At 65.2% G+C, this 3,432-nt stretch carries 4 protein-coding genes and 2 pseudogenes; 3 read left to right on the forward strand and 3 right to left on the reverse strand.

The features are described 5' to 3' along the window. A pseudogene (locus Q0588_RS11970) lies at window positions 1-317 on the forward strand (arsenic resistance protein); the annotation flags it as partial. A 27-nt stretch (window positions 318-344) separates the two neighbouring features. Here the strand turns inward: Q0588_RS11970 and Q0588_RS11975 are convergent. From Q0588_RS11975 to Q0588_RS11985, 3 genes are all read right to left on the reverse strand, one after another. Then, the gene (locus Q0588_RS11975) at window positions 345-899 is read right to left on the reverse strand and encodes a GNAT family N-acetyltransferase (RefSeq protein WP_298746330.1); all 555 of its coding nucleotides are present in this window, start codon (window positions 897-899) and stop codon (window positions 345-347) included. After that, window positions 896-1,204 (reverse strand): DUF1778 domain-containing protein, encoded by a 309-nt coding sequence (locus tag Q0588_RS11980; RefSeq protein WP_298746332.1) that lies wholly within the window; start codon window positions 1,202-1,204, stop codon window positions 896-898. Before Q0588_RS11980 ends, Q0588_RS11975 begins: the two co-directional genes overlap by 4 nt. 435 nt (window positions 1,205-1,639) lie before the next feature. Continuing rightward, window positions 1,640-2,098, reverse strand: coding sequence for a helix-turn-helix domain-containing protein (locus tag Q0588_RS11985; protein WP_298746334.1), 459 nt, complete (start codon window positions 2,096-2,098; stop codon window positions 1,640-1,642). A 653-nt stretch (window positions 2,099-2,751) separates the two neighbouring features. On the opposite strand from Q0588_RS11985, the gene Q0588_RS11990 reads away from it, so the two are divergent. Both Q0588_RS11990 and Q0588_RS11995 read left to right on the forward strand, forming a co-directional pair. Then, window positions 2,752-3,075, forward strand: a complete 324-nt coding sequence (locus Q0588_RS11990) for a hypothetical protein (RefSeq protein WP_292127951.1) — start codon at window positions 2,752-2,754, stop codon at window positions 3,073-3,075. Between the two features lie 56 nt (window positions 3,076-3,131). Further along, window positions 3,132-3,432 (forward strand): annotated as a pseudogene (locus Q0588_RS11995) (TolC family protein); the annotation flags it as partial.

Here is a 3,432-nt window from a genome sequence, read left to right on the forward strand (position 1 = left end):
CCGCCGTCGTGCCGCAGCTCGGACAGACCCTGGACAGCACCCTGAGCGTCGTGCCGGTCTATGTGGTGTTCGCCGTGGTTGCGCCTGTCGTGGGTTGGGCCGGGTCGCGTCTGGCCCGTCTCACGCCCGAGGCTGGCCGCGCCATCGCCTTCAGCGCCGGAACCCGCAACTCCCTGGTCATCCTGCCGCTGGCCCTGGCCGTGCCGGGCGCCATTCCCCTGGTCCCGGCGATCATCGTCACTCAGACGCTGACCGAGCTCGTCGCCGAGTTGATCTACATCCGGCTCCTTGGGAAACTTGGCGGCCGGCTGTCCTAGAAGGCGTCAGCCGGGCGTCGGCGCGCCTCAAGGCTCTTCGGCGATCAGCGCCTTCACGGTGGTCATGGGCAGGAAGAGCCGCGAGGGGTTGGTGGGAAGGGACTCGAACCCATAACCCTTGTAGAGCGCCGACCGCCGCTCGCGCTGTTCGGGATCGCCGCAATCCAGAACATCCAGCATCACCACGGCGACGCCGAGCGCCTCGCTGGCCTGGGCGAGGCGGCGCAGGCAATCGATCAGCAGGTCGCCGCCATAGCCCTTGCCCTGAAAACCCTGATCGACCCCGATCATCGAGATATAGGCGGCGGGGATTTGGCCATGGCCGGGGCGGGTCCGCGCATATTTGGCGGGAAGGTCCTGGTAATCGACGCTGTGGGCGTTGGTGGCGTAGAAGCCGATCAGGCCGCCCCCGGCGACGGTCATCACCCAGACACGCAGATTGTCAGCCTTTGACAGCTTGTTCGCCGTCTTCTTGAAGAAATTGTCGACCTGATCGATGCCGCAGGAAAAAGCCGCCCGATCATGCTTGTCAGGATTGAACGGCTCAATGATGTTCAGGGCTTCGGCTTCGCCGGCGCTCACCGACTGGCGACCGTCTCGCGATGACGGGCAAAGGCGGCGCGGAGCTTGTCCGTGGGGGGCGGGGGCGCATCCATGGCGGCGAAGAAGGCCGCATGGTCGAGCGGAGCCAGAACCGTGCGCTCATGGGCTTCGATGGTGTTCAGGGCTGACTCATAGGCCGCGTTCATCGTGAAGACAGAGTCGTCCACGCCGGCCAAGGCCGCGGCGCGTTGGATAGCTTGCTTGATGCGCGGCTTGGTCCGGAAGTTCATCCGTTCCGTGCTACGCTCGTCGAGCGCGCTGACTTCATCCTTGAAAGCGAGCATGGCTGCCTCTGTAATCCTGAAAACTTGAAAAGTGTGTACGTCGATGTGGCGTACAAGTCAAGAGGCGGCGGATCTCTATCCGGGCTCGCCGGACCACAATCGAGATTGCGACGTAAGCCCGCCAGTCGATAGCGCCGACGATGGTCGGGCAACTTCACCGCCGTGGAAAGGACAATCACCGCGCATTTTGCGGAGAATACGGTCCCTATTCTCCGCATGGCCGTGAGCAGCACGATAGGCTGGTAGGCTCACCGCGCTCTGCCGTGAGGAAACTTGAGGTCCACGCCCTACGGATGGCCGTTCACGAATTGCCGGGCGTGCTTCTGCACGCCGTTGTGGTGATAACTCGCCACCTATGGCGAGATAGGCGCCGATCAGGCGCTTAAATCGTCAGAAGTGGCGACTGCAGGAGCGTGCTTCGCCAGAGGTCGGCCCTCAAGCTCTGAAGTCTGCGACCGTAGACGCCCGGTGGTCGCCCGCCGCGCACAGATCATGATCGTGAAGCACTTCGATCACCTTGCAGGCCGATACCCGGCCGCCGGCGCACTCGCCGGTCATGCGCGTCAACTCCGTCCGCAACGCCTGCAGCCGGGCGATCTTCTCGACCACTTCCGCAAGATGCCGCTCCGCAATGATGTTGGCCTCGCCACAGGGCCGGTCCGGATGATCCGACAGATCAAGCAGGGATCGAATGGCGTTCAGATCGAAGCCCAGTTGGCGGGCGTGGCGGATGAACGACAGCCGCCGCAAGGCGGGGTCGTCATAGAGCCGGCGGTCGCTCGCCGTCCTGGGCGCTTTCGGCAGAAGACCGATCTGCTCGTAGTACCGGATCGTCGGAATCTTGACGCCAGCTGCGACTGACAGCTTGCCGATGGTTCGGAATGCGGAGGACATGTCGAATCGCCAGTCGAAACGCGCCGGAGGAACATCCAGCCGCTGGAGATATAGGCTGCAACGCCCGGAAAACACTGTCGAGGACGTGCATCGCAACCTGGCTTTCTCGTCGCATCAGGCTTTGGGGCCAAAGGCCGCGGAGCTATGACCCGAGCGGTGGCCCGATCCGCGATCACCCTTCGCCGATCATGCCTCCGGAGCGATTTGCGGAGGCCAGCCCCTCGACCGAGCCATGGTCAGGATCAGGACGCTCGCCTTCCTCGATCATGGCGGAAGGCTCGGCGGCGCGCGGCGACGCCCTCGGGGGCCGGGGTGGCTCCCGGCGTTTCCGTGGCCCCGGCCGATCCGGGCTTCTTCCCGCGCTTTCTGCGGGAAAGGTCGCCCGCGATGTAGTCGACGGTCTCAGTCTCCGGGTTGCGCATCTTGTCTCCTGTAAAGATTCAAGACGTCTCCGCCCTTCTGTTCCCTCGTATTTCGAGGCGCCCGTGGCGTTGCCGGCCGACGCCTGCGCATTTCAGGCATGACCGGAGCCGGACCTGGTTTTCAGTCGTCGCCGCATCTGCGGCCGCTTCGGCACTGCGACGTTACATTCCTTGCCAAAGCGCCGTTTCATGGTAGAGGGCGGCATGGGCTCCCTCTCGGCTAGACACTGGATGATCACGGCGCTGTTCGCGCTGGTTGTCACCCTGCTCGCCCTGGCGCCTTCCGCCGAGGCCGCGACCTGCGACTTCCCGGCATCGGGCCGTTGCATCTCCACGGTCCTGGCTGAAGCCCCTCAGGATCATGGTGATCCGGTCAATGAGGACGGTCAGGCTCTTTGCGCCCACGGCCATTGCCACCACAGCGGCGTGACCCTGCTGTCGACGCTGCCGCCCCTCAATGTCAGCTTGGCTGCTCAGTCCAGTCCGTTGCGGCCATCGGCGGACCCGCTCGCGTCTTGTGCGCCGGGCGGCCTGGAACGTCCCCCCAGAGCCTGACGGTTCTCGCGCCGCCGTGCGCGTCGACTCCGTCTGGAACCTCTGGGACATGATTCATGCCATCGACAAGATATCGCCTGCCGCGTTTCGCGGCTGGCTGCGCCGCAACCGCCATTGCGGCCGCGTTGAACGTACTGGCGACCGCCGCTGCCGCCGAACCGATCACCTTGGCTGAAGCGCTGGCGCGCGCGGCCGCAACCTCGCCGACCCTCGCGGCCGCTGAGGCCGACGTGGCAGCGGCCGAGGGGCGGGCGCGGCAGTCCGGCTTCAGGCCCAACCCAGAGCTGGGCGTGGAAGTCGAGAATTTCGCCGGCACCGGCGCCTTCTCGGGCCTGCGCGATGCAGAGACCACCGTCT

This window comes from uncultured Brevundimonas sp. (assembly GCF_937870815.1).
In the GTDB taxonomy this organism is placed as follows: Bacteria; Pseudomonadota; Alphaproteobacteria; order Caulobacterales; family Caulobacteraceae; genus Brevundimonas.